Origin of the sequence: Fervidicella metallireducens AeB, from assembly GCF_000601455.1 — a bacterium.
Classification (GTDB): domain Bacteria; phylum Bacillota; class Clostridia; order Clostridiales; family Caloramatoraceae; genus Fervidicella; species Fervidicella metallireducens.
Genome location: NZ_AZQP01000011.1, coordinates 42854 through 69636, shown reverse-complemented (window position 1 = coordinate 69636; position 26783 = coordinate 42854). Strand labels below are relative to the sequence as shown.

The 26783-nt window shown below is 32.1% G+C and carries 26 protein-coding genes and 1 pseudogene; 9 read left to right on the top strand and 18 right to left on the bottom strand.

What is annotated here, in order from left to right; all coding sequences use genetic code 11:
* Positions 1–344: 344 nt before the first annotated feature.
* Positions 345–896, bottom strand: a complete 552-nt coding sequence (locus tag Q428_RS05220) for a hypothetical protein (protein ID WP_035378843.1) — start codon at positions 894–896, stop codon at positions 345–347.
* Positions 897–1213: 317 nt separating this feature from the next.
* Between Q428_RS05220 and Q428_RS14830 the strand changes: the two genes are divergently transcribed.
* The gene (locus Q428_RS14830; RefSeq protein ID WP_084478136.1) at positions 1214–1630 is read left to right on the top strand and encodes a transposase; all 417 of its coding nucleotides are present in this window, start codon (positions 1214–1216) and stop codon (positions 1628–1630) included.
* Positions 1631–1738: 108 nt separating this feature from the next.
* On the opposite strand, the gene disA is transcribed toward Q428_RS14830, so the two are convergent.
* From disA to Q428_RS14395, 3 genes are all read right to left on the bottom strand, one after another.
* Positions 1739–2803 carry a DNA integrity scanning diadenylate cyclase DisA gene (gene disA / locus Q428_RS05210; protein WP_035378838.1) on the bottom strand — a complete coding sequence of 355 codons (1065 nt, stop codon included), beginning with the start codon at positions 2801–2803 and terminating at the stop codon, positions 1739–1741.
* 3 nt (positions 2804–2806) lie between these two features.
* Positions 2807–4144 carry a DNA repair protein RadA gene (gene radA, locus Q428_RS05205; RefSeq protein ID WP_242847776.1) on the bottom strand — a complete coding sequence of 446 codons (1338 nt, stop codon included), beginning with the start codon at positions 4142–4144 and terminating at the stop codon, positions 2807–2809.
* 290 nt (positions 4145–4434) lie between these two features.
* Positions 4435–5739 (bottom strand): Ig-like domain-containing protein, encoded by a 1305-nt coding sequence (locus tag Q428_RS14395; protein ID WP_152539066.1) that lies wholly within the window; start codon positions 5737–5739, stop codon positions 4435–4437.
* Positions 5740–6074: 335 nt separating this feature from the next.
* On the opposite strand from Q428_RS14395, the gene Q428_RS05195 reads away from it, so the two are divergent.
* Positions 6075–6983: a transposase gene (locus Q428_RS05195; protein ID WP_035378836.1), complete on the top strand. Its 909-nt coding sequence runs from the start codon at positions 6075–6077 to the stop codon at positions 6981–6983.
* Between the two features lie 271 nt (positions 6984–7254).
* On the opposite strand, the gene Q428_RS05190 is transcribed toward Q428_RS05195, so the two are convergent.
* Complete coding sequence (locus Q428_RS05190) at positions 7255–7722, bottom strand: cupin domain-containing protein (RefSeq protein WP_423219577.1); 468 nt, start codon at positions 7720–7722, stop codon at positions 7255–7257.
* Positions 7723–8048: 326 nt separating this feature from the next.
* Here Q428_RS05190 and Q428_RS16525 point away from each other — a divergent pair, with 326 nt between their 5' ends.
* The 5 genes from Q428_RS16525 (at position 8049) to Q428_RS14825 (ending at position 11204) form a co-directional block, all read left to right on the top strand.
* On the top strand, positions 8049–8888 hold the full coding sequence (locus tag Q428_RS16525) for a thioredoxin domain-containing protein (protein WP_341349009.1): 840 nt from the start codon (positions 8049–8051) through the stop codon (positions 8886–8888).
* Positions 8861–10144 carry a thioredoxin domain-containing protein gene (locus tag Q428_RS16520; RefSeq protein ID WP_341349008.1) on the top strand — a complete coding sequence of 428 codons (1284 nt, stop codon included), beginning with the start codon at positions 8861–8863 and terminating at the stop codon, positions 10142–10144. Before Q428_RS16525 ends, Q428_RS16520 begins: the two co-directional genes overlap by 28 nt.
* A 107-nt stretch (positions 10145–10251) precedes the next feature.
* Positions 10252–10599: a DUF4372 domain-containing protein gene (locus tag Q428_RS05180; RefSeq protein ID WP_084478134.1), complete on the top strand. Its 348-nt coding sequence runs from the start codon at positions 10252–10254 to the stop codon at positions 10597–10599.
* Between the two features lie 20 nt (positions 10600–10619).
* Positions 10620–10886 (top strand): hypothetical protein, encoded by a 267-nt coding sequence (locus Q428_RS05175; protein ID WP_035378830.1) that lies wholly within the window; start codon positions 10620–10622, stop codon positions 10884–10886.
* A 63-nt stretch (positions 10887–10949) separates the two neighbouring features.
* Positions 10950–11204 carry a transposase gene (locus Q428_RS14825; RefSeq protein WP_242847774.1) on the top strand — a complete coding sequence of 85 codons (255 nt, stop codon included), beginning with the start codon at positions 10950–10952 and terminating at the stop codon, positions 11202–11204.
* Between the two features lie 268 nt (positions 11205–11472).
* On the opposite strand, the gene Q428_RS14390 is transcribed toward Q428_RS14825, so the two are convergent.
* Positions 11473–12819 carry a tetratricopeptide repeat protein gene (locus Q428_RS14390; RefSeq protein ID WP_161633593.1) on the bottom strand — a complete coding sequence of 449 codons (1347 nt, stop codon included), beginning with the start codon at positions 12817–12819 and terminating at the stop codon, positions 11473–11475.
* 345 nt (positions 12820–13164) lie between these two features.
* Here Q428_RS14390 and Q428_RS05160 point away from each other — a divergent pair, with 345 nt between their 5' ends.
* On the top strand, positions 13165–14058 hold the full coding sequence (locus tag Q428_RS05160; RefSeq protein WP_035378826.1) for a transposase: 894 nt from the start codon (positions 13165–13167) through the stop codon (positions 14056–14058).
* A gap of 258 nt (positions 14059–14316) precedes the next feature.
* Here Q428_RS05160 and Q428_RS05155 read toward each other — a convergent pair whose 3' ends face one another.
* The 12 genes and pseudogenes from Q428_RS05155 to fusA all read right to left on the bottom strand — a co-directional run bounded on the left by Q428_RS05155 (position 14317) and on the right by fusA (position 26029).
* The gene (locus tag Q428_RS05155; protein ID WP_035378824.1) at positions 14317–16758 is read right to left on the bottom strand and encodes an ATP-dependent Clp protease ATP-binding subunit; all 2442 of its coding nucleotides are present in this window, start codon (positions 16756–16758) and stop codon (positions 14317–14319) included.
* A gap of 12 nt (positions 16759–16770) precedes the next feature.
* Positions 16771–17792 (bottom strand): annotated as a pseudogene (locus Q428_RS05150) (protein arginine kinase).
* A gap of 4 nt (positions 17793–17796) precedes the next feature.
* Positions 17797–18330 (bottom strand): UvrB/UvrC motif-containing protein, encoded by a 534-nt coding sequence (locus Q428_RS05145; protein ID WP_035378822.1) that lies wholly within the window; start codon positions 18328–18330, stop codon positions 17797–17799.
* 14 nt (positions 18331–18344) lie between these two features.
* The gene (locus Q428_RS05140) at positions 18345–18803 is read right to left on the bottom strand and encodes a CtsR family transcriptional regulator (RefSeq protein ID WP_035378820.1); all 459 of its coding nucleotides are present in this window, start codon (positions 18801–18803) and stop codon (positions 18345–18347) included.
* Positions 18804–19045: 242 nt separating this feature from the next.
* Positions 19046–19231 carry a hypothetical protein gene (locus tag Q428_RS05135; protein ID WP_035378819.1) on the bottom strand — a complete coding sequence of 62 codons (186 nt, stop codon included), beginning with the start codon at positions 19229–19231 and terminating at the stop codon, positions 19046–19048.
* Positions 19232–19449: 218 nt separating this feature from the next.
* Entirely contained in the window at positions 19450–20394 is a 945-nt protein-coding gene (locus tag Q428_RS05130) for an acetyl-CoA carboxylase carboxyltransferase subunit alpha (RefSeq protein ID WP_035378817.1), read from the bottom strand.
* The gene (gene accD / locus Q428_RS05125) at positions 20381–21322 is read right to left on the bottom strand and encodes an acetyl-CoA carboxylase, carboxyltransferase subunit beta (RefSeq protein ID WP_423219576.1); all 942 of its coding nucleotides are present in this window, start codon (positions 21320–21322) and stop codon (positions 20381–20383) included. The genes Q428_RS05130 and accD overlap by 14 nt, the downstream gene beginning before the upstream one ends.
* Positions 21322–22677: an acetyl-CoA carboxylase biotin carboxylase subunit gene (locus tag Q428_RS05120; RefSeq protein WP_035378814.1), complete on the bottom strand. Its 1356-nt coding sequence runs from the start codon at positions 22675–22677 to the stop codon at positions 21322–21324. The genes accD and Q428_RS05120 overlap by 1 nt, the downstream gene beginning before the upstream one ends.
* 4 nt (positions 22678–22681) lie before the next feature.
* On the bottom strand, positions 22682–23143 hold the full coding sequence (accB, locus tag Q428_RS05115) for an acetyl-CoA carboxylase biotin carboxyl carrier protein (protein ID WP_035378812.1): 462 nt from the start codon (positions 23141–23143) through the stop codon (positions 22682–22684).
* A 159-nt stretch (positions 23144–23302) separates the two neighbouring features.
* The gene (locus tag Q428_RS05110) at positions 23303–23536 is read right to left on the bottom strand and encodes a hypothetical protein (RefSeq protein WP_035378810.1); all 234 of its coding nucleotides are present in this window, start codon (positions 23534–23536) and stop codon (positions 23303–23305) included.
* Positions 23537–23540: 4 nt separating this feature from the next.
* Positions 23541–23777: a hypothetical protein gene (locus Q428_RS05105; protein WP_051514947.1), complete on the bottom strand. Its 237-nt coding sequence runs from the start codon at positions 23775–23777 to the stop codon at positions 23541–23543.
* A 167-nt stretch (positions 23778–23944) separates the two neighbouring features.
* The gene (fusA, locus tag Q428_RS05100) at positions 23945–26029 is read right to left on the bottom strand and encodes an elongation factor G (RefSeq protein ID WP_035378808.1); all 2085 of its coding nucleotides are present in this window, start codon (positions 26027–26029) and stop codon (positions 23945–23947) included.
* A 235-nt stretch (positions 26030–26264) separates the two neighbouring features.
* Here fusA and lepB point away from each other — a divergent pair, with 235 nt between their 5' ends.
* Positions 26265–26783, top strand: a complete 519-nt coding sequence (gene lepB / locus Q428_RS05095) for a signal peptidase I (RefSeq protein ID WP_035378806.1) — start codon at positions 26265–26267, stop codon at positions 26781–26783.

Genomic DNA, 26783 nt, shown 5'->3' with positions numbered 1-26783 from the left:
TGTAGGTTTATCCATTGGATGTTGTAAAGCTTTTACATCCCATTGATATTACTGAGCTTTCAACTCTTCCAATGGTATCAAATATATAAGTGATCGCCACTCCATTATTTAGCTAATTTGGTACATTTAAGAATAATTCTCTTCATTTTCTGCAATTTTTTCATTACCCCAAACTACTATCCCCTGTACTATAAAGTTGAAAGAGGATTTTATAACTAATATCCCCTTCCTTCCAAACTATTGTTGACCGTCCCTATAATACAAATATAGACCAAGCTATCCACAGGAAGGCTTTAAAAGTATTGAAGAAGCTAGAGGGTTGAAGTTAAGTTATTTAAAAAACTTTATTTATAATTATTAATATAATTAATAATTTTTATCCATTTATTTACAGTAGCATTATAGCTAAGGTTACTATCATTAACATCTACGTTCGATTTAATATATTTTTGGAAATCAGAAAGTGTTTTCTCAATTTGATATATTTCATTTTTTTCGCTATCAGTAATTAAATAATTATTATTACCAGATTTAAAAGGTTTAGATTCAAGTGGTATTAAAAAATTACGAAATTTAATAAATTTATTCATGTCGATAGCGCTTCTGAATCCTTTAATTCTTCCTAAAGAATCATTTAAATTACTAAGATGCTCAAAAAGATTCATATCATAGCTATATTTAATTTGTTGTGACATTTCTACAGTTAAGGTATTAGTCTTTAATACTTCAGTAAGTATATTATGTGTTGAATAAATATCTGAAGCAATATCAACAAATAATTTATTTACTATATATGATTGATTGTTTTTAAATGTGAATAGTTGATTATACAAATAAATATTTAATATTAAACTAATAAAAAATATGAATACAAAATATTTCCAATATCTTTTCATTTTATTTACTCCTTTGAAACCTTAAATTTATTAATCGGTTGCAGAATGCTACAACCATTAAATTTACTTACTTTTTGTTTCTTTTAATATATATTTCACTCCTTTATGGTATCCTGTGTTTAGAGTACCAATCAAAAACACAAAAATACAAAGGTGGAAATTGCTATGTTTTGTTTATCAGATTTTAAACAATTAAATTTTAGCGACCAGTTATTAGAACTTAACACACTTTCTTATCAGCAATCTGTTAAACTTCTCAAACTACTTGAAGAAAACTTTGATATCAATCCCTTTATTCTAGAGTCATTTAATAATAAATATTATTCAGATTTAGGTCGAAACAGAACTTTAACCTTTCTTCAATTCTTTCATCGCTAATCGTAATGCATATATTTAATATTCTTACTACTAGTCTTCTTTGTATATTTTTAAGTTTATCTGCTGATGTGCGGAAGTTTTGTCAACTTGATAGTAAAATTCCGGATGAAACATTTTTCAGCAGATTTAAAACTTCATTTGAAAATCAGATTGCTGAACTCTTTAACTCAATAACTCTTAAAGTTATTGAAATTTGTGATAAAATCGATGAAAACTTACCTAAGAATTCACCGTACAAAGGTCATAACACTAAGCTCATCTATGATACTTCAGGAAAAATGGGGACATTTAATAATTTTTCTGTTTATACTAGACATTTGCTTCATTATCTGATACTACTATCCCCTCTATTATAAAATAAAAAGAGGCTTTGTAAATTTATATCCTCTTTCTTCCTAACTATTCTTTACTGTCCCTATACGGTTCATAAAAAAAATTAGGGAGATTAAAAACTCCCTGACTTTTTATATATGCCTATTCAATAAAGCCTGCTCTTGTATTTTTCTTAAACCATCCTTAATTGCCCTTGCTCTTGCTTCCCCTATACCCTCAACTGCATCTAAGTCTTCAATGGAAGCCCTTAAAACATTTTTAAGCTGACCAAAGGTTTTTACCATATTGTCGATTACTATTGAAGGAACCCTTGGAATTTTGCTTAAAATCCTGTATCCCCTTGAAGAAATCATTGTATCTAGCATTTGGTCTGGAGAATAGCCTAAAGCCTTACATATCACTGGAAGTTCTAAAAGTTCCTCTGAGGAGAGATTTCTTATTGATTTTACAACATCTTCATAATCCTTCTGTGAAATTACATAATCTCTAATAAGTAAAATTCCGTCCTGTTCAACACCATCAGCTAAATCGTCTAACTGCATTGACACAAGTCTTCCCTCATTTCCAAGCTCACATATATACCTTTCAATTTCATAAACTATTCTCATTACCATCTCATTTCTTTGAACTGCAGTAGCCACATCATATACAGTAACTAAATCTTCAAATTCCAAAGCAGACACGTTAGCCATGGCTTCATCCAGCACAACCTTATAACGTTCAAGGGTCTGTATTGCCTGATTTGCCTTTGTTAAAATTATGTTTGTATCTTTTAAAACATACTTTAAATTACCCTTGTATACAGTTATTACATTTCTTCTTTGAGATATTGCAACTACCAGTATTCCTGTCTGTTTAGCTACCCTGTCAGCTGTTCTATGTCTTGTTCCAGTTTCTGATGTAGGAATAGATGAGTCTGGAATCAACTGGGTATTAGCATAAAGAATTCTTTTTAAATCGCTACTTAAAATTATTGCACCATCCATCTTTGCAAGTTCATAAAGATATGAAGGAGTATATTCACTATTAATATAAAACCCTCCATCAACAATTTTCATTATTTCTTCCTGATCTCCGACAACAATTAATCCTCCTGTTTTAGCCTTTAAAACATTCTCAAGACCATCCCTGAAGGGAGTTCCTGGAGACATCATAGCTAAAACGTTCATTAGCTCTTTTTCCCTTACATCTCTCATTGTTTATCCCCCTAATACTTCATCTAGAGCTTCATAGATATTTTCTACGGGAATTATATTGATATCAGCAATATTTTCAATTCCCTTTGAATTCTCCTTTGGTATTATACATTTAGAAAATCCCAGTTTTTTAGCTTCCAGAATACGTTTTTCAATTAGATTAACACCTCTTATCTCTCCTGTTAATCCTACTTCTCCTATTAATATAGTTTTCGAATCAATTGGCAAATTTCTAAAGCTTGAAGCTATTGCACATGCTATACCTAAATCGCAGGCAGGCTCATCTAATTTAAGACCTCCAGCAACATTAACATATGCATCAAAGGTCTGTAATTGCATGCCCACTCTTTTTTCTAAAACTGCCATTAAAAGTATTACTCTATTGTAATCAATCCCTGTTGCCATCCTTCTTGGCATTCCAAAACTTGTAGCCGAAGTTAAAGCCTGTATCTCAACCAGTACAGGACGTGTTCCCTCCATACTACATACAACACAGGAACCTGGTACATTTTCCGGTCTTCCTGAAAGAAGCATTTCCGAGGGATTAACAACCTCCCTGAGACCATCACCCTTCATTTCAAAAATTCCTATTTCATTTGTTGAACCAAACCTGTTCTTTACCGCTCTAATTATTCTGTATGTATGATGTCGTTCTCCTTCAAAATAAAGAACTGTATCCACCATATGTTCTAAAACCCTTGGACCTGCAATTGCTCCTTCTTTAGTTACATGTCCAACAATAAACACAGCTATATTCAATGTTTTTGCAATTTTCATCAAGGAGGATGTTGCTTCCCTTACCTGACTTACACTACCTGGTGCTGATTGCAGCTCTGGTCTGTATATTGTTTGAATTGAGTCTATTATTACTATTTTAGGTTTAAGGTCTGTTATGAATTTTTCTATGGATGACAGATTTGTTTCTGAAACTATATAAAGATTAGAAGTTTCAACATTCAGACGTTGTGCCCTTATTTTAATCTGTTTGGCTGATTCTTCTCCAGATGCATAAAGCATTAGGTTACCTGATTGTGCTAAATTTCTAGACACCTGAAGAAGAAGTGTTGATTTTCCTATACCTGGGTCTCCTCCTACTAAAATAAGAGAACCCTTAACCACCCCACCGCCAAGAACTCTGTCTAATTCCTCCATTGAAGTCCTGTATCTTTCTTCCTCTGAAATTTCTATCTCATCTATAGTAAGTGGTCTTGATGTTGTTCCAGAGACAGAGGATATGATATCCTTACCTCTGTTATCAACTTCTTCTACCATTGTATTCCAAGCTCCACATCCAGGACATTTACCCATCCATTTAGGAGACTCATAACCACATTCCTGCACATAAAAACAGTTTTAATTTTAGCCATTTTATCACTTCCCGGGAAATAATTTGTAGCATTAACATTATATTTTATAATTCTTATATTATCAACATCATTATAAAAGTCTTACTAAATTTTGAGCTGCAGTAAATGAGTAAAAGCAAGTTTTTACATAGCTTAACATAGAAAAAAGCTGACCTTTTTAGCCAGCTCTTATTCTCCATGTACATTTGCTTTACCCTTTATGATATGAGAACTTTTTATATTTTAAATAATACATTATAATACTTTAATGTCCCTTTTTACTTTTCACTGTACTGTAACATTTAAAATTTTATATATACTTGGCTTGTATTTTAATTTTACCTTAATAGTTGTTTTACCCTTTCCAACACCTGATATTTTTCCGTTTTTATCAACTCTTGCAATTTTACTGTCTGATGATTCCCAAATAAGTTCATTGCTGTATGCATTTGAGGGATTAACCTTTGCAATTATACTTACAAATCCTCCCTTTTTTAAAGTAACATTAGTCTTATTTAAGCTTATGCTATTTGCCGGAGCACCTACATGTACAATCATGTCCTGCATAAAATTTCCATCGTCAGAAATTATTCTAATTTTAGTTGTCCCTACTTTATGTGCATATAAGGTATCCTTACCTGTTTTCTCATCATATGTCATATAAATTATGCCATCATCAGGAATAGCATAGGACACGTCCTTATTAATAGCAGTCTGTGGATAAAACTCAAGTTTAGGAACTATAACCTGTCCAACATTTACCCATACTTCTTTATTTTTAAGATTCATACTATGAAGCTTACTTATACTAACCGGTGCACTTTTTGGTAAATCGTTATACCAAATATGATCCTTTTTTATTTGCTCATCAGTTGCATTTAAGTATCCAACTCTACAAACATTCCAATTTTTTGTGTTATTTGTATTATGTGGATTGTCAAAGGTTGTATCAAGATGATACCAATTACCATCTATATTCACCATATTCCATGCATGCTCTTCGCCTCCTGAAACTTTCCCTAAAGCGATTCTACAAGGAATACCCACCTTATCAAGCATTTCATAGGTTAAAAGAGAGTACCCTATGCATACAGCTTTTTTACTACCTGTAAGTGCCTGATATGGTCTTGTTCTTGTTCTTGTTTTATCATATTCAACATTAGATATTATCCAATCATGTATTGCTATTTCCTTTTCTAATGTAGTCATATTTGGTTTTAAAATCTCAGATAAAATTCTGTCTATTTCTTTATTTACAAATTCTCTTTCTTCATCTGTTACTGCATAATCTATTTTATTGATTTCAACAGCGTATGGATTTTCTGATACGGAAAATCCCAATTCCTTTAAATAACATTTCCAATTAATTTCTTCATCATCAACAACGGAATTAAGAACATTTTGTATATAATCTGCATCCATTTCCTTAAAATTATTTATATAAATTTTAATATATTTTTCTCCTCTTCTAAATTCATCAAAAAGTTTAGTTTTAAATTCTTCCTCGCTGTTTACGGTAAATGTAGAAGCATAGCAAATATTAAACGTAACTCCTAATAAAAATAAAAGTGTAAAAAATATCTTTTTCATACATGATAATTTTTTCACTACTATCACCTCTGTCTAATATAAAGTTCATATTGGTTTATTTTTATCAAAGTAATTAACTTAAAAAATATAAGTTTATCAAATTTAAAAACATTTTATATTCACTAGTAATAAATATATATTTGACATACAAACATTAATCCATAGATGAAGCTTACTATAAAAAGTATATTCAATAAAAATGTATTTTTTCCTCTAAGAAATACAAAAAATTTAGAATTTAGGGACATATAAGTGTCGTTCTGAGTTAATGAATAACATCTCCATCCAAAGGGAATACTAATTGCAAAGTATACTTTGAAGGGAGATGTTTTCTTATGCCAAGAATTGCAAGGCAGAAAAAAGAAGACGCTATTTTTCACGTAATGGCAAGGAGTATAAGTGAAGTTGATTTGTTTAAAGACGATACGGATAAGCTTTATTATTTAGCTTTGGTTAAAAAATATCAAAAAACCTATGAATTCAGAGTATATGGCTACTGCCTTATGGATAACCATCTTCATTTAATAATAGATGCCAACGGAGCAGATATTTCAAGGATTATGCACAGCATAAATTTCTCCTATGCACAATATTTTAACCACAGACATAAAAGACATGGACATCTATTCCAGGATAGATTTAAAAGTAAAATGGTAAAGAGTGAAATATACCTCTATGCCTTGTCGGCATATGTTCACAACAATCCTTGTGACATAAAAGGATATGAAAAATGCCCGGAGAAATATGAATTTTCAAGTCTTTCAATATATCTAGGCCTAAGACATGACCCCTATGAACTTGTTGATGATGGCTTTATTATGGGTATGTTCAGCAAAAATTCAAAAAAAGCCAGAGAAAGCTATATGAAATTAGTATATAAATGCTCTGATAAGGTTTTTAAAGAGGAAGTAGAATTTTTAAATGAAGGAACAGAATACAGAAGTGAAAGAAAGATTTTAGTCAGAAACATTAAAACTAAAGAGATATTGGAATTTATCGCATCAAAACTTGGAATTGAAAAAATAAAGCTTCACACAAAACACTGCAGGGAAATAGTTGAAGCAAAGGCACTGGCTGTACTTTTAATGAGGAGCCTTTGCAACTTAAAATGCAGTGAAATCTGCCGCGTCCTTGGAAACATAACCCAAAGCAGAGTTTCAAAGCTTAGCAGCCTTGGGGTGAAGCTTTTAGATGAGGAGAAATATAAAAATATTACATATGAGTTTATGAAACAGTTTGCGTAATTTTTTTAAAACCAGTTTAGCAATTGCATTTTAAAACAATTTAAAATACACGCTTTTTATGGAACATAAAAATTGGACAAGCATAGGAAAAATTCAGAAAAAACAGTAAAGATAATTATCTTAAACTCCAAAATCATGAAATTTTATCTAAAAGGATATATGGAAATAGTTTTAAAAATGTTTATAACTATATTATTACAGTAAGTATGTGTCCCATAAACAAACCAATCTCTCACCCACAAGAGGTACTGGCAGGTGAGAGGTTTTTTTATTACTTTTCAGCAGCTTCTGCGTCTTTTTTAGTCTTATGAATTGTTCCCTTTGGATGTTCAACAGGTGCATAAATAGAATAAAGTTTAAGTGGTTTATTACCGGTGTTTATTAAGTTATGCCACTTGCCGGCTGGAATCAAAATTACAAAATCATCAAATACATTTGTTTTAAAATCTAATTTGTCCTTTTTATCTCCCATCATTACAACTCCCTGACCTTCTTCTATGCGTATAAACTGATCAACATCAGGATGAAGTTCTAAACCTATTTCATCACCTGGGTTAATACTCATCAATGTTAGCTGCAGATGTCTTCCTGTCCATAAAGCTAAGCGGAAATTATTATTCTGTATAGTAGCTTTTTCAATGTCTACTACTAAAGGCTTTGAGCCATAATCCTTAAGTTTAATTAAACCATCCTCCTGAGATTGATGCGAATAATCTGCTCTTGTGCTATTAAATGGCATACCGTAAGAATAATCATATTCATTTGTAGATTCATTTTCATAATTTGGCATATTTGTAAGGTAAGGGCATTGATATGAAATGAATGGTGTAAACATTATATCCTTTTTGTCCCTTGACTGATTAACACAATAAGGGCAAAAATAAGGAAGACACATATCTTTTTTCCTTTCCACATATTCACAATTATATTATATGATACGTATCATTAAAACGTGAAATATAAGCAATGAAAATACTAATTACTAAAGGAATTAAAATATTTTATCTTGATATACTAAATCTGGTAAGGATAATTATAATTTGAAAACTTTGAAAGGGTGAAAATATGAAGGGTAAAGGGGAAAATCAGAATAAGTTAATAAATGAAAAGTCTCCTTATCTACTACAACATGCATACAACCCTGTGGATTGGTATCCATGGGGAGATGAGGCTTTTCAAAAGGCTATAGCTGAGGATAAGCCAATATTTTTATCAATAGGATATGCAACATGCCACTGGTGTCATGTTATGGCTCATGAAAGCTTTGAGGATGAAAAAGTAGCCGAATTAATGAATGATGCATTTGTAAACATTAAAGTTGATAGGGAAGAAAGACCCGATATTGATGCAATATATATGACAGTTTGTCAGATGATGACAGGTAGGGGTGGATGGCCTCTGACAATCATAATGACTCCAGATAAAAAACCCTTTTATGGAGCAACTTACATACCTAAAGAGAGCAAATTTGGAAGAGTTGGAATGCTTGATTTAATTCCTATAATTAAAGAAAAGTGGAAAAAGGAAAAAACAAAAATTGTAAAATCTGCAGATGACATAACCGAAAGCATAAAATCTTTTACACCTGAAGGACCTGGGGAGGATTTAAATAAGGACATTTCAGATTACGCCTTTAATCAATTTAAATCTTCCTTTGATGAAAAATATGGAGGTTTTGGCAGGGCCCCTAAATTTCCCTCACCACATAATTTTATGTTTCTACTAAGATATTATAAGAGAACAAAAAACAAGGAAGCTGTTGAAATTGTAGTAAAATCCCTTGATGAAATGAGAATGGGGGGATATTTGATCATATTGGATATGGCTTTCATAGATATTCAACGGATAGATTCTGGATACTACCTCATTTTGAAAAGATGTTATATGATCAGGCAATGCTTCTAATGTCATATGTTGAAGGCTATTTAGTCACCAAAAAAGATGATTATAAAAATACAGTTGGAAAAATAGCCCACTATATTCTTAGGGTAATGACATCGAAAGAAGGAGGATTTTTTTCTGCCGAGGATGCAGATAGTGAAGGTGAAGAAGGAAAATTTTATGTATGGAGCTTAAATGAACTTAGGGAAGTTCTTAATCAAGAAGATATGGATTTAGTAGAGAAGGTATACAATCTTAGTGAAGAAGGAAATTTTGAAGATGAAGCTACAGGAAGAAAATTGGGAGTAAATATTTTTTATCAAAATCAATCTTTCGATAAATTAAGAGACGAATTACAATTAGAAGATATCCAAAAAAAGCTTGAAAGAATTAGGCAAAAACTTTTTGATGTAAGGGAAAAACGACAAAAGCCTCTTTTGGATGATAAAATTCTTGTTGATTGGAATGGTCTTACGATTGCTGCTTTATCTAAAGCATATAAGGCATTAGGAAATGAAAAATACATAGAAGCCGCAAGGAATGCAGCAGAATTTATTTTAAAGGGTCTGGAGAAAAACAAAAGACTGCTGCACATGTATAGGGATGGCCAATGGAAAGTTTATGGCAATCTTGATGACTATGCTTTTATGATTTGGGGATTAATTGAACTATATGAAGCAACATTTGATATAAGATATTTAGAAACAGCTTTGAAATTAAATGAGGATGTTTTTAAGTATTTTGCTGATAAAAATAGCGGCGGTTTTTATTTTACACCAAATGATAATGAGGAACTTCTAATTAGAAATAAAGAGATCTATGATGGTGCAATCCCATCGGGGAATTCTGTAATGATGCTAAATCTATTAAGGCTTGCAAGGATAACAGGACGAACGGAATATGAGGACAGCGCTTATAGAATTTATAAAGCATTTTCAAAAAGCGTAAAATCAATGCCAATGGGATATTCATTTTTGCTTTGCGCAGTTGAATTTGCTGTTGGAGATAGTTTAGAAATAGTGATGGTAGGGAACAAATCAGCCAATGAAACTAAGAATATGCTTAAAATTATCAATGAAGAATTCCTGCCTAACAAAGTTATGGTGTTAAAGCCGATAGATGAGGAAGAAGCTAAAAGAGTCCATAAGCTAGCAGAATATACTTTAACACAAAATTTGATAAACGATAAGACTACGGTATATGTTTGTAAAAATTTTGTCTGCAACAATCCAACTAATGATTCAGATGAATTAAAAAAATTAATAAATTCAGAAAAGTAAGTAGGGGCACTTCGCCTTTAAGTGTTGCATTAAAGAAATGATTTAATATTGACACTGAATAATTGGTAATAATTTAATAATGAAAAAGAAAACCTCCTTGTGGTTAAATGGAAGTGACTAACGACCATTCACAAGGAAGTTTTTCAATGTTATCTAATAAAAATAATAAATTAATTTTTTATAAATTAATAGCGGAAAATGGAGGAAGTTTTCTTGAGAAAACTATACGAAAGTATGGCGGTGATTATCGATGTCAACATTTTGATACAAGGTCGCATATAAACTCTATGATTTACCTTAATATCAGGGGATGTAAGAGTTTAAGAGAAGTAGGAGGAGAACTTTCATCAAATACAAAACTTAGGAGTTTAATTAATGTACCTAGTGTTGCTCAATTTTCTCGTAAAATAGAGTTAGTGATTATAGAATTTTTGAAGATATATTTTATTATTTAGTTAATAAAGCCAAGAAAAGGTTGGGAGCAGCTAGGCTGCTTAAAGATATCCCTCCTATAAAAATAATTGATTCTACAGTAATTCTAGTAGCTTTAAAACTAGTTCCTCATTTACAGATAGATAAAGAAAGAGCTGGGATAAAAATTAGAACTTTATTTAATGGGGAATATCCTGAAAAAGTGAACATTGTACGTGGTCAGATAAATGATAGAAAGTGTATTGATGGACTTTTTCAAGATAAAGATTCTATTCATGTATTTGATAGAGGTTATTATGATTATAAATAGTATAATAAGCTTACCCAACAAGGAATAAGGTTTGTAACTAGAGGTATAAAAAATTCAATAGTTATGGAAGAAAGAGTAATTGACTCAAACCCGCATAAAGATACTTACGATAATGAAGTTATTTTAGGCTCTACAACAAGTAAAAACTTCATTACTAAAAGTTATAGAGAAATAATGAATTTTAATGAAAATGGTGAACCAGTTACATTTTTAACTAATATTTTTGATCTTTCCACTGAAGATATAATAAAAATATATAAACATAGATGGGAAATCGAAATATTTTTCAAATGGTTCAAACTCTCTTATCCTTTTTAGTCCTAAGTCTAATTGATGTTTTACAAAATCCTCCCCCAAAATGCCGCTGGATAAACTTACAACTGCTATTTTATCTCCTTTTTTTAATGATTTTGGTTTTATCAAAAGCATCACTCCAAACATTTTAATAAATAGTAAATAATCAAATCTATAGCAAAATTTCAGAAATACCAGTTGATATATTTGTTTATTCAAAATAAAAATTCTTTGAAATGGAAAAATTAGAAACTACTTTAGAATATAAAATTGCTCATGAAGGAGTAAATATTTATGAACAATAAAGAAGTTTCAAATTATATAAAGTGCCAAACACCAAATAGTCAAGAATACATTTTTCAAGCCTCATGAAAAAAATTTGATTTTTCAATTCAACAAACCATGAATTTTGAGGATCCTCTTTTAAATACTGCTCAATTATACTAAGAGCATCGTTTTTTCTTCCTTCTAAATAGAGAATCTCAGCCTTAAAATATAAAGCATCTGCATTATTTTCTTCAATACTTAATATTTTATCAATGTACTTTAATGCTTCATTAGTATTTTTATTTATGTAATATTGAATCCAAGCAATTTGATAATATGCCTCTAAAATTTTATCATCTTTCTCTATGCAAATTTTGTAGTACTTTAATGCATTTGCATAATCTTCCTTGTAAGAATAAACTGCAGATAGAAGAATATAGCTGTCTATATAATCAGGATTTAAAATTACTGATTTATTCAAATTTTCTACAGCTTTATCCATTTGCTCATCATAGTAATATAAAATTCCCAATTGAAAATATATTAAATAATCATTATCATTATATTTTCTATTATATTCTTCAAATAAATCAATTGATTTTTTAATTCTCAGTAAATTTGAAACAATAAAGCATCTAAGCTTAATTGCATCTTTATTACTTGGATCTGTCTTTAGTATAAAATTGCATAACTTCAAAGAATACATTATATTTTCATATTTAATGCTATCTGTATTTTGAAAAATACCAAGAGCTTCATTAAGAACTTCATCAACAGCTTTGTTTTTTATATCTATTGTTGCATCCAAATCTTCATCGTTTATAACTACATTAATTCTCTCTCCATTATAATTGTCAATATATTTAATAACTTCTTTAACATAATTTTCTGCACTTTCTTCCTGTGCATACCAAATGTTGGATTGTCCGAATCCAAATCTGTTAAAAGAATCCTTTACAGTAGCCACAGGAACTTCAAAAGTTCTCTCATTTAAGGGAAGTAAAAAGCAGTCATTTGCTCTGCAAGTAATATTATAATCATTGTCGCTTATAAGTTTATACTGAAACTGTCTGTAAACAGTAGCATTTTTATACCATCCTACTATCTTTTGTTTCCCATGTCTATTTGCCGCTACCCATACAACAAGCACATTATCTATGCTTTCACAGTTTTTATAACTCTCATCTATTCTTTCAATCCTTATTGTATTTCTGCCGTTTTTGTTTCTTTTGGTTTCAACAAATCCATAGCAATATCCATCTATATCTAAAAAGTTTTTTTCTTCCCCTCCCTCTTTATATTCATCAACATATTTTCCCCCCGTATAAGGCATTTTGATTTCTTCATTCTCTCTTCCTATATATTTTTCCATCCACGTTATTCTGCAAAACAATATCCTCATAACACCATCCCCTAATCATTTAAATTTAATAAAATATCTTTAGCTTCCAATAATATTTTACCATATATTTCTATGGACAAAGAAATTATTTCTAAATTCAATACCACCCTGATATCTGTCATAAATTTATGTGATTATGCTAAAGCAAACAAAACACCCAGCTGGCAGTTTGTCACTTGTTAACTTACTGGAATTTTTTAGTATAATTATAGACAACAATTGGGACATATAAGTGGTGTTACAAACCAACGAATAACATCTCACTTCAAAGGAAATACTAATTCCAAAATAAACTTTGAAGGGAGATGTTTTTTTATGCCAAGGCTAGCAAGGCAGAAAAAGGAAGATGCCATTTTTCATGTAATGGCTAGAAGCATTAGTGAAGTTGATTTATTTAAAGATAATGAGGATAAGCTTAACTATTTATCTTTAGTTAAAAAATATCAAAAGACATATGAATTCAGAGTATATGGCTACTGTCTTATGGATAACCATTTACATTTGATAATAGATGCCAACGGAGCAGACATTTCAAGAATTATGCACAGCATAAATTTCTCCTATGCACAATATTTTAACCACAGGCATAAAAGACATGGGCATCTATTCCAAGACAGATTTAAAAGTAAAATGGTTAAGAGTGAAATATACCTCTATGCCTTATCAGCATATGTTCACAACAACCCATGTGATATAAAGGGATATGAAAACTGCCCAGAGAAATATGAGTTTTCAAGTCTTTCAATATATCTAGGCTTAAGACATGACCCCTATGAACTAGTTGATGACGGCTTTATTATGGGTATGTTCAGCAAAAATTCTAAAAAAGCCAGAGAAAGCTATATGAAATTAGTATATAAATCCTCTGATAAGGTTTTTAAAGAAGAAGTAGAATTTTTAAATGAAGGAACAGAATACAGAAGTGAAAGAAAGATTTTAGTGAGAAACATTAAAACCAAAGAGATTTTAGAATTTATCGCATCAAAACTTGGAATTGAAAAAATAAAGCTACATACAAAACACTGCAGAGAAATAGTTGAAGCAAAGGCACTGACTGTACTTTTAATGAGAAGCCTTTGCAACTTAAAATGCAGTGAAATTTGCCGCGTCCTTGGAAACATAACTCAAAGCAGAGTTTCAAAGCTTAGCAGCCTTGGGGTTAAGCTTTTAGAAGAGGAGAAATATAAAAAATTACATATGAGTTTATGAAACAATTTGCGTAATTTTTTAAAAAGTAAATTTAATAATCATATTTCAAAAGAGTTAATAAGCTAAATATACTTCTGAAGCATAGAAATTGGACAAGCATAGTAGAAATTCAAGAAAAACAGAAAAGAAGATTATATTAAACTATAAAATTATAAATCTTATCTGAAGTGAAACGTGGAAATACTTGTCTGACTATACTCTAACAGTAAGTATATGTCCCATAAGTAAGACTGCTGCATAAGCGATGCAGCAGTTTCATTATTTCTTTTTAATCACTATTTCTTCATTCTCAACATCCATTATGACATTATCACCTTTTTTAATTACACCCTTTAACATTTCTTCTGAAATTTTATCCTCAACTGCCTTTGTTATTGCACGTCTTAGTGGTCTTGCTCCGTAAGTTTGATCAAAGCCAGCCTTCGATAAGTGCTTTTTAGCAGCCTCAGTATATTCAACATGAATATCAAGATTGTGAAGTCTTTCTATTACGTTTTTCAGCATTAAATCAACTATTTCCTCTATATGCTTTTCATCTAACTGATGGAATACAATAATATCATCAATTCTGTTTAAAAATTCTGGTCTGAAGGTTCTCTTAAGTTCTTCCATTATATTATCTTTCATTTTCTCATAGGAATCTTCTCTTTCCTTACTTGTTTGAGCAAAGCCTAGAGTTTGCTGTTTTTTAATTGTATGTGCTCCTGCGTTTGAAGTCATAATAACAATGGTATTTCTGAAGTTTACTGTTTTACCCTTTCCATCTGTCAATCTTCCATCTTCAAGTATCTGTAAAAGTACATTAAACACATCTGGATGAGCCTTTTCTATCTCATCAAATAACACAACTGAATATGGCTGCCTTCTAACCTTTTCAGTTAACTGACCTCCCTCTTCAAATCCAACATATCCTGGAGGTGAACCAATAAGCCTTGAAACCGTATGTTTTTCCATATATTCAGACATATCTATTCTTATCATGGCATTTTCATCACCAAACATAGCCTCTGCAAGAGCCTTTGTAAGTTCGGTTTTTCCTACCCCAGTAGGGCCTAGGAATATAAATGAACCAATAGGCCTTTTTGGATCCTTCAAACCTACCCTTGCTCTTCTAACAGCCTTAGCAACAGATGAAACAGCTTCCTCCTGACCAATTACCCTTTTATGAAGGATCTCTTCAAGCTTTAGAAGCCTTTCAGATTCTGTTTCTGTTAGTTTGTTGACAGGTATGTTGGTCCATCTTGAAACAACACTTGCTATATCTTCTGCTTCAACTATTGGTGTTTCACTTTCTTTATGGTTTTTCCAGTCATTTTTAATTTTATTTAACTGGTTTTGTATCTCATTCTCTCTATCCCTTAACTGAGCAGCCTTTTCAAATTCCTGCATATTTATAGCTTCTTCTTTTTCCTTTTTTATATTTTCAAGTTCATCCTCAAGGTTTTTTACATTTGGAGGAGCAGTTAAATTCTTAAGTCTTACCTTTGAAGCTGCCTCATCCATAAGGTCTATTGCCTTATCTGGAAGATATCTGTCAGTTATATATCTATCAGATAAATTCACAGCTGATTCAATAGCCTCATCTGTTATTTTAACTTTATGGTGTGCCTCATATTTATCCCTGAGTCCTCTTAAAATAAGCAATGACTCTTCCTTTGTAGGTTCACCAACCATAACAGGTTGAAATCTTCTCTCAAGGGCAGGATCCTTTTCAATATATTTTCTGTATTCTTCTATTGTAGTAGCTCCTATAACCTGAATCTCTCCCCTTGCAAGGGCAGGCTTTAATATATTTGACGCATCAATTGCTCCCTCTGCTCCACCAGCTCCAATTATTGTGTGCACCTCATCAACAAACAGCAATATGTTACCAGCCTGTCTTATATCCTCCATAACCTTTTTAAGTCTTTCTTCAAACTCGCCTCTATATTTTGAGCCTGCAACCATTCCCGATAAGTCTAGTGTTACAACCCTTTTATCCTTTAAAATTTCTGGTACGTTTCCTGAAACTATCTGTTGTGCAAGTCCCTCTGCTATTGCAGTCTTACCAACTCCAGGTTCACCAATTAAACATGGATTGTTTTTTGTCCTTCTGCATAGTATTTCAATTACCCTTTCAGTTTCCTTATCTCTACCAATTACTGGATCTAACTTCCCTTCCCTTGCATATTCAGTTAAATCCCTGCCAAATTGGTCAAGGGTAGCTGTTTTAGTGTTCCCAGACTTATCCTTTCTTACGTTTCCACTCGCCATTTCTCCAGATGTATTGGTACTCATATTACTAAATATATCTCCAACAAGCTTATTGAAATCAGCTCCTAGCCTTTGAAGTATTGCTATTGCAACACCTTCTGCCTCCCTTATAATAGCCAGAAGCAAATGTTCAGGCGCAACAAAGCTATGGTTTAAATTCCTTGCTTCATTCCTTGCAACTTCCATTAATCTTTTTGTCCTTGGGGTTAAAGGTATTTCTTTAATATGAATACCAGTTTCCCCCTTTCCCTCTATATCAATTATTTCCTGTCTTATTTTATCAGCTGTTACTCCCGTATCGCTTAAAATTTTTGATGCCTGACCACCCTCAATTGCAATTCCAAGTAACACATGTTCAGTTCCTAAATAATTATGCCCTAGTTTTTGTGCTTCCTCTGCAGCAGCATAAAGAACTTTCTGGCTCCTTTCAGTAAATCCTGAAAACATAGCTAACACCTCCTATTTCAAACTTTCTCTTAGAATTTTAGCCCTTATAAAATCTCTTTCCCTTGCCTCAATCTCCCTTCCTTCAATCAACTGAAGACTGGCAGGTTGAACATTTACAAGAAGCTCATTTAATTTTTTAATATCCACATCCTTAATTATTCCCATTTCTACTCCCATTCTAACCCTTGATAATAAATTTAAACATTCTGATGCTGAAATTAATCTGGCGTATTTCAAGATTCCAAGGGATCTATACATATCATCTTCAAGTTCCTTTGGCTGTGTCTGTAAAATAACCTCCCTTGCTCTTTTTTCCTGATCTATTATCTTTTTTATCACTGCAACGAGGTTATTGATAATTTCTTCCTCTGAAAGTCCAAGGGAAACCTGATTTGAAATCTGATAGATGTTCCCCATTATATTGCTTCCTTCTCCGTATATTCCCCTTATCGTCATGCCAACCTGATTTACAGTTGAAATTAAGTCATTAATGCTTTTGGTAAGGGTTAGCCCAGGCAGGTGCATCATTACAGATGCTCTTATTCCAGTCCCAAGATTTGTTGGACAGCTAGTTAAATAACCTAATTTACTATCAAATGCAAAATTAACCCTTTCTTCAATTAAATCATCTAACCTGCTTGCATATTCATATGCTTCCTTCAATTTTAAACCAGGATATATAACTTGCAGCCTTATATGGTCCTCTTCATTTATCATTATAGAAACATTTTCCTCTTTATTTAAAATAACTGCTGCGTTATCATAATTCTTTAACAGATTCATACTTATTAAATGTTTCTCAACCATGGAAACCCTGTTTAAACTATCCATATCCCTAAGCCTTAATAACTTATATTCATGGGATATGCTGAATTGCTTTCAATTATTGCAGATGAAACTTCCTTAATAACCCTTTCGCTTTCTTCCTTATTCATCCTTTGAACAAAGGGAATTCCGCTTATATTTCTTGCAAGTCTTATTCTGCTTGTTAACACAATATCTGGATTGTTTGAGTTTGAAAAAAACCAAGCCATATTATCACCCCCTGTTTTCCTCTTCTTTTAACTTCATTTCTAATTCCTTTATTTCATCCCTTATTTTTGCAGCCCTTTCAAATTCTTCTTTGCTAACTGCATTCTTTAATTCATCCTTCAATCTGTCAATATCCCTTTTATATTTTAAAATTCCACCAGTTCTCCTTGGAAGCTTTCCATTGTGCTGAATATTTCCATGAATTCTCCTGATTAGTGGTATCATTTCATCCTTAAATGTCTTATAACACTCATCGCAACCTATCCTTCCATTTCTTCTGAAATCTTCAAATGTCATCTTACATAAAGGACAGGTTTTTTCACCAATGATACTCTGTGGAAATCCACCCATCATTTCAACAAAGCCATCTAAAATATTCTGAAAGGATAAGGGCATCCCCATTTCATATCCAAGTCCAACCTTTTCCCCATGCATAGCCTTTGCACATTCATCACATAAATGCATTTCAGTTTTAACCCCATTTATAATTTTAGTTATATGAACATTTGCCTCCCTCTCATTGCAGGATTGACATAACATATTAACACCTCCCGTTAATCCAAAACACTAATTAACATAGTCTTTAAAATCTGAGCCCGCAGAACATCTCGCATACTCCCAGGCAACATTAAAGTTTTGTCATTTAGGGCAGCTTTCATCATCTTAGCTTCCCTCTCATTAATTAATCCTCTTTCATAAAAAATTTTAATATATCCCTCAGCCTCACTCTGGGTAATTTCATTACCTATATTGTTCCAAATAACCTGTTTAAAATAATCATTTTCATCCATCTTTATTTTAGTTATTTTGATACAGCCACCACCACCACGCTTACTTTCGATATAGTACCCTTTGTCAATGTTAAACCTTGTTGTCAATACATAATTAATCTGTGATGGTGCACAATTAAACATATTTGCTAATTCATTTCTTTGTATTTCTAAAACATCTCTATCTGCTTCTTCAATTAACTGTTTTATAAAGTTCTCAATTATATCTGACAGTCTCGCCATCTCATCACCTCTTTTGACTTTGACTTTCTTTGACCTTTACAATTTTATTATAATACCAGCATATGGATTTTCAATGTTTAAAATAGATAAATTATCCTTATTTTGATTAATAAGTAATGATTTTTCTTAAATATTATTATATCTCTATTAATCTCTTTTTATATTTTCTGTTTTCTTCAAAAAGTATAGAGCTGAGCAGCATTTAAAACTACCCAGCCCAAAATCTCTATGTATTTTTGATTTTATTGATTATTCTGAACATTCAAGGTGAGGCGGATTTTATCAAGCTTATCACAAACATCTGACAATGTTTTTGTTGAATCTATCCCTTTAATTTCTGATATTTCATCCTTAATTGCTTCAACGTTGGCATTTAAATCGTATAACAAACTTTTTATTGACTTCATTACATTTAATAATTCTTCCATCTCACATACCTCCCATATTGTTTTAAAAAAGAAAACAAAATACTTTAAATTATCCCGAACTACCCCCCTTTATAGTTCTAAAATTACGTATATTAATGTTGTTATAATTTTAACATAAACGTAATAAATATATAAATAGTGACTTAAAGGGATGAAAGTTATATTTTTCTATATATGTTTTAATATTGAAAATAACAAGGATGACACTAAGCCACCCTTTATTCAGAATATACACCAATACATCTTATTTTATTATATCTATCTCTAACCAATTCATTTATATCCTTAGCCATAATTTCCTTCAAGTGTTTAGAAATCATTTCTTTAACATTATCCACAGTCATCTTTATATCGTTGTGCGCTCCACCTGCAGGCTCATTGATTATATCATCTATGACCTTAAGCTCTAAAAGATCCTTAGCAGTTAACTTAAGATATTTTGCAGCCTCATCTGCCCTTGATGAATCCTTTAATAGAATAGATGCACATCCCTCAGGAGAAATAACTGAGTAAATTGAATTCTCCAACATCAAAACCCTGTCTGCAACACCTAAAGCTAATGCTCCTCCACTTCCACCTTCTCCAATAACTACAGATATTATTGGAGTTTTAAGGTCTGACATTTCCAAAAGATTTCTTGCTATTGCTTCACCCTGTCCTCTTTCTTCTGCTCCTATACCACAATATGCACCTGGAGTATCGATTAGACAAATAACAGGTCTTTTGAATTTTTCAGCCTGTTTCATCAGCCTCAGGGCTTTTCTATATCCTTCTGGATGTGGCATACCAAAATTTCTAAGTATATTTTCCTGGGTGTCCTTACCCTTTGCATGACTTATGAAGGTTACTGGAATACCATTAAAATATCCTATTCCTCCAACTATTGCTCCATCATCCTTATAATTTCTATCTCCATGGAGCTCCATAAAATCCTCTAGCATACCTTCAACATAATCCTTATAATTGGGTCTATTTTTATGTCTGGCAATTAAAACCCTGTTCCATGGTCCTGACTCTGACAGTATTGTTGCCTGTATAGCATCTTTTCTTTTCTTAAGTGTATCAATTTCCCCAGACAAATCTATACCAGTGGACTTCATAAACTTATTAATCTCTTCAATCTTTCTTTCTATTTCCTTTAATTCAAAATCAAGACTCCCCATTGAAATCACCTCCAGAATGAAGAGTTAGTATTTTGTACAGTGTATCCTTCATTTCCTTTCTATTTACAATCATATCAACAAATCCATGCTCTAGTAAAAACTCTGCACTCTGAAAATCTTCAGGGAGTTTTTGTCTTATAGTTTGTTCTATAACCCTCTTACCTGCAAATCCTATTGTAGCCTTAGGTTCAGCTATTATTATATCTCCAAGGGAAGCAAAACTAGCTGTTACTCCTCCAGTTGTAGGATCCGTTAAAACACTTATATATAATAATCCATGATTGCTATGGTTCTTTACTGCCGCTGAAACCTTGGCCATCTGTGATAAAGATAACATCCCCTCCTGCATTCTTGCCCCACCAGATACAGAGAAAACAACTACAGGAAGTTTTAATTCAATTGCCTTCTCAAACATTCTCGCCAGTTTTTCCCCTACAACACTTCCCATTGAGCCCATTATAAATTTCCAATCCATAGCTCCAAAGCATATGTCTTTATCATTAATCTTTGCTTTCCCAGTTATTACACCTTCGTTGATTTCCAGCTCCTTTTGAAGATTACTTATTTTTTCCTTGTAATTTGGATAATTTAATGGGTTTAAAGTTCTCATATTTTCATCGAAATATTCAGCACTTCCTTCATCAAAGGTAATCTCTATCCTCTGCTTGCTATCTAACCTGAAATGATAATTACATTTGGTACAAACATTGAGATTCTCGTATAAATCCAAATTTATCAACATCTCTCCACAGGAAGGACACTTGCTGAATATGTCTTTATCATACTCTTTTTCTAAAACCTCAGATATATCCTTTATATCAGGTAAATTTTCTATCTCAATTAAATTGTCTTTTACCTTTACAGATGATTCTTTTGGGATAATAACCGTTGCATATTTTCTTTTAATAAAAATATCCTTCCACGCCACTATTTTTCACCTTGCTTTCTAAGCCACTTTTCTATATAGGATGTATCATAGTTGTTATTTATGATATCCTCTTGATTAAGAAGATTTATCAAGAAATCTATGTTATTATCTACTCCACCAATAACAAACTCTGATAGTGCCCTTTTCATTTTACATATTGCTTCCTCTCTATTTCTTCCATGAACTATGAGCTTTCCAATCATAGAATCATAAAAAGGTGGAATACTATAATCCTGATAAATAGCACTGTCTACCCTGACACCAAAGCCTCCAGGAGCATGGAATGTTGTAACTTTTCCTGGACTTGGTCTGAAATTAAAATCTGGATTTTCTGCATTGATTCTGCACTCAATTGCATGTCCTGAGATTTTAACTTCATCCTGAGCTATTGACAATTTCTCACCGTAAGCTATTTTTATCTGTTCTTTTATTATGTCTACTCCAGTTATCAATTCGGTAACTGGATGCTCCACCTGTACCCTTGTATTCATTTCCATGAAATAAAAGTTTTTATATTTATCCAGCAAAAACTCTATAGTACCTGCATTTTCATAATTACAAGCCTTAGCAGCCTTAATAGCAGCTTCCCCCATTGTCTTTCTTAAATTTTCATCAAGAATTAATGATGGAGCTTCTTCAACAACCTTTTGGTTCCTTCTTTGAAGGGTGCAATCCCTTTCTCCTAAATGAATAATATTACCTTTGCTGTCAGCTAGTATCTGAAACTCTATATGTCTGGGATTCTGTATAAACTTTTCAATATATAGAGCGTCATCATTAAAGGCAACCCTAGCCTCATTCTGACAGATATTAAATAGAGAAATGAATTCTTCTTCGCAAAAAACCACTCTCATTCCCCTTCCTCCACCACCTGAGGATGCCTTTATCATAACAGGAAATCCAATTTCTTTTGCTATTTTTAATCCTTCATCTGCTATGTAAATTTTACCCTCGGAGCCTGGAACTATTGGAACTCCTGCTTTCTTCATTGTTTCCCTTGCTGTTGCTTTATCACCCATAAGGTCTATTGCCTCTGGTGAAGGTCCTATGAACTTTATTCCTGCCAATGAACATAAAGATGCAAACTTAGAATTCTCAGAAAGGAACCCAAAGCCAGGATGTATAGCTTCTGCTCCTGTTAATTGAGCTGCTGTTAAAATAGCAGGAATATTTAAGTAACTCTTCTTCGATTCCGCTGGACCGATACATACCGCTTTATCTGCCATTAGAACATGCATACTATCCTTGTCTGCCTCTGAATAAACAGCTACTGTTTCAATTCCCATTTCTATGCAAGCCCTTATTATTCTAACTGCAATTTCTCCTCTATTGGCAATTAAAATCCTTTTAAACATAAAATCACACCTTCCTAATTTTGAAAAGGGGCTGTCCATATTCAACTATACTCTGGTTTTCAGCAAGTATCTCAACAATTTCACCATCAACATCTGAGTTTATTTCGTTCATCAATTTCATAGCTTCCACTATACAAAGAACATCACCCTTTTTAACTCTATCGCCAATTTTAACATATGCTGGTGCCTCTGGTCCTGGAGCTGAATAAAAAGTACCCACTATTGGTGACACAACCACAAATAAATTTTCATCTTCTTTTTCCATTTGCTTTGCAGGTTCTTCAACTTCAGTAAAAAGTGCTTCCCCTGATGTTTCTTCCTTTTCTACGGATTCAGTATATTTATTCTTTAAAACTTTTCCCTCTTTTTTAATAAAAATTTTATAATCATCCTTTTCGTATTGAAATTCTGTTAAACTGCTGTTGTCTATAATTCTTATTAATTCTTTTATCTCTCTAAGATTCATAATTTACCTCCATGTAATCAGATATTATTACCTGATACTAATCCTTATTAATTATACCATATTACAAAAACACATATCAATATCTTTAGTTTGTTATAAATTGTTAAACATATTTTTATAATAAGTAAAAGCATGGGAAATATCCCATGCCTTTTAAATCTATTGAAGTCCATTATTCTTTAGATTGAAATCCACGTCCTTTGCTTTACCATCATTTTTGTCTTCAATCATATTATTTATTTCATCAACTCTTCTTCTCTGTTCCTCTGGCGTCATCCAATTAAAGGCACTTGGAACGGTTTCACCATATAACTGTAAATTATATTCATCTTCAAAGGATTCTGTTTTAAGAGCATCTTTTCCTATTTTATTTTGCATCTCTTTTGCCTTCATAAAATCACCTTCTTTTCGTTGCTGAAATATTGTAAGTTTTCCCATCATGTGTTCCCTTGGTGTGAACATTGAACTTATTTCTTTCCAGTAAATTAATTACATTGTTTGTTTGATGTGCATCTGAAGCTTCAACAGTTATGATTATCTCATCATCTTTATCAACTACATTAAGCAAATCAAGGAGTTTATTGGTATCCGAAGGTCCGATTTTATCACCAAAATTAATTCTGTAATCAGACATGCTTCTCCCTCCTTTATGCTCTTTAGATATAAAAGAATAACTCATACTTACAAGATGAAATTTATTCTTCTACCTCTACCATTTATTTTTTACATAAAGCTGATTATTATTAGAGTAAATATACTCCATAAAGATAAAAACCTCCCATTTGGGAGGTTTTTAAAACTCTATTCTTCATCTTCTTCAATTTTTGCGTTTTCGATAATTTTTTGACTTATCATTGGCGGAACTTCTTCATATCTATCAAATTTCATTGTAAAACTACCTCTTGCCTGTGTCATAGATCTAAGATCAGTTGCATATTTAAACATCTCCGCCATAGGTATTTCAGCAGAAACTATCTGAAGTCCTTCATTTCCTTCCATTCCTAAAACTCTTCCTCTTCTTCTGTTTATATCCCCCATAATATCTCCTAAATATTCATCAGGTATCGTTACTTCAACATGCATAATTGGCTCTAACAACACTGGATTTGCTTCTTTTAATCCCTTTTTGTATGCCAATGATGCAGCTGTCTTAAATGCCATTTCTGAGGAGTCAACTGGATGATAGGAACCATCATGCAATGTAGCCTTTAAGCCAATTACAGGATATCCTGCAAGAACACCTTTTTTCATAGCCTCTCTAAGTCCCTTTTCAACAGCAGGTATATACTGTCTTGGAACTACTCCACCAACAATCTGATCAACAAATATTAAATCATCAGTTTCATATTGTGGTTCAAACTTAATTTTTACATCTCCATATTGGCCATGTCCACCAGATTGCTTCTTATATTTACCTTGGACATCCGATGCCTTCTTTATAGTTTCTCTATATGGAATTTTAGGTGTGTCAAGTATAACATCTGCACCAAATTTATTCTTCAGCTTATTTGCTATAATCTCAAGATGTAATTCTCCAATACCTGAAACTATGAGTTCGGCATTTTCAACGTCTCTCTGTATCTTAAATGTAGGATCTTCCTCAAGGAGCTTATGAAGTCCTGAAGAAATTTTTTCTTCATCGCCCTTCGCCTTTGGTTTTACAGTCATTGACATACAAGGTTCTGGGAATTCAAATCCTTCAAAGATTACTGGAGCTGATGCATCTGCTATTGTATCTCCTGTCATTGTAAACTGAAGTTTAGCAACAGCACCTATATCTCCTGCCTGAAGCTTTGATACAGGTATTTGATTTTTACCCTTTAACAAATATAATGTACCAATCTTTTCTGATTTATCCTGTGTTACGTTATAAATTACTGAATCTGATGATATACTTCCAGATAAAACTCTAAATAAAGATAGTCGTCCAACAAATGGGTCAGCAATAGTCTTAAATACAAAAGCAGCAAAAGGCTCTGTTGTACTTGCCTTTCTTTCTACCGCCTCATTTGTCTTTGGATGTCTTCCTGTATACACTCCTATATCTGCTGGTGAAGGCAAATATGATATTATTCCATCTAATAATGTGTGAATACCAATATTTCCAGTAGCTGAACCACAGAATACAGGTGCTATGTCACAGGATTTAATTCCATTTCTTAATCCTCTTCTTATTTCATCAGCATTTAATTCCCCTTCACTAAGGAATTTATCTAATAGCTCTTCATCTGTTTCAGCAACTGATTCCATAAGTATATTTCTATATTCATCTATAAGTGGCACTAACTCTGAAGCGATTTCAGTATCAACCATAATTTTCAGTTTTGGATCATATTTTTTCCCTTTTCTTTCTACTATATCAATTACTCCACTAAAACCTGATTCTCTTCCTATTGGAATTTGAACAGGCACAACTGATAATCCATATCTTTCTCTTAAGGAATTAAAGGCTTTTTCGAAGTTAGAATTTTCTCTATCTAATTTATTAATAAAGAAAGCCCTTGGAACCTTATATTTTTTAACATAATTCCAAGATTTCTCTGTGCCAACTTCATTTCCTGAAACTCCACATACATTAATTATTGCTGTATCAACAGCTTTTATTCCTTGAATAAGTTCTCCGATAAAGTCAAAATAACCTGGGGTATCAAGTAAATAAATTCTATGGCTGTTCCATTCACAAGGGGCAACTGATGCTGAAATTGATATCTGTCGTTTTCTTTCCTCGGGATCATAATCACAGATTGTTGTTCCATCCTCTACTCTTCCGATTCTGTCTGTTTCTTTGCAGTTGTAAAGTATGGCTTCAGCTAGACTTGTCTTGCCCGTTCCACCGTGACCTATAATCCCGATGTTTCGGACGTTTTCAACTTTATACTCCTTCATATTAAATTCCCCCTCTTGTCTCTTTGAACTTTATTACTTATTTTAGATATTCTATACATATATCCATTTTCCTTTTTAAATTTTAAAAATTTTTTGACAATTAACATTTAATATTATATACTATTTTTTCCATATTATTCATTCAGTAGAAAAAGAACTTAAATTTATTAATAAACAATGATTTTTTTGAATTGGAGTTATATAATATAAATATGTGCTTTAGGAGGGATGTATTATGAATAATCAACTAGCTAAAGAAATTAAAGAATGGATTATCTGTATAATAGTGGCTGGAGCTATTGCATTTTTAATTAAAGGTTATGTTTTTGATATAATACAAGTTTCAGGTACATCAATGGTGCCAACATTACATGACAGCGATAGAGTAGCAGTAGAGAAAATAAGCCTTTATAATGATAATCTTAAACATGGTGAAATTATTATTTTCGATCCTGGTTCTAAGGGAAGAGGTATATATATTAAAAGAATTATAGGACTTCCTGGTGATGAGGTTGAAATATCTGATGGCTGTGTTTATGTTAATGGTAAAAAGCTTGTAGAGGACTACTTAAAACCTGGTACTTTCACAGAAGGCGATCAAAAACTTAAGGTACCAAATGACAGCATATTCGTCTTAGGTGATAATAGAGAGGTTAGCGAAGACAGTAGATATATTGGTCCAATACCAATAAAAAACATAAAAGGACATGCGATATTAAGAGTTTTTCCATTTAATCAGATAAGAAAATTTTAA